Annotated in this window: 1 pseudogene; it reads right to left on the reverse strand. The window is 69.1% G+C overall.

The features are described from left to right. Positions 1-343: pseudogene (locus E0702_RS16010) on the reverse strand (IS21 family transposase); the annotation flags it as partial.

The raw sequence follows: 343 nt of genomic DNA on the forward strand, positions 1-343 counted from the left end.
CGCGGATCAGCAGATGATCCTGGGTGAGCGGCGATGCCGGCTGTGGCGTCGCTCCAACCTGCGCGATCGCCTGTTCGAACAGCCGCTCGACGGTCGCACGCACGTGCTTGTAACGGTAGATGCGGTTGCCGATGGCGTGCGCGCAGGCCTGCTCGACCAGCCGTGCCGGATACTTCCGGCTCAGCCCGACAATGCCCCACATCGCGCGCTGTCCGGGGCGCCCCTCGGTGTCGAACATCTGCTGGCACAGCGCCCTGGTCTGCGGCCCGATGCGCTCGGCGCTCGCCAGCAGCACCGCGGTTTGCCGCGACGGATTGAACGGCCGTTCGCTGGTCGGCAGGAC

Origin of the sequence: Halomonas marinisediminis (assembly GCF_004347715.1) — a bacterium.
Taxonomy (GTDB): Bacteria; Pseudomonadota; Gammaproteobacteria; order Pseudomonadales; family Halomonadaceae; genus Halomonas; species Halomonas icarae.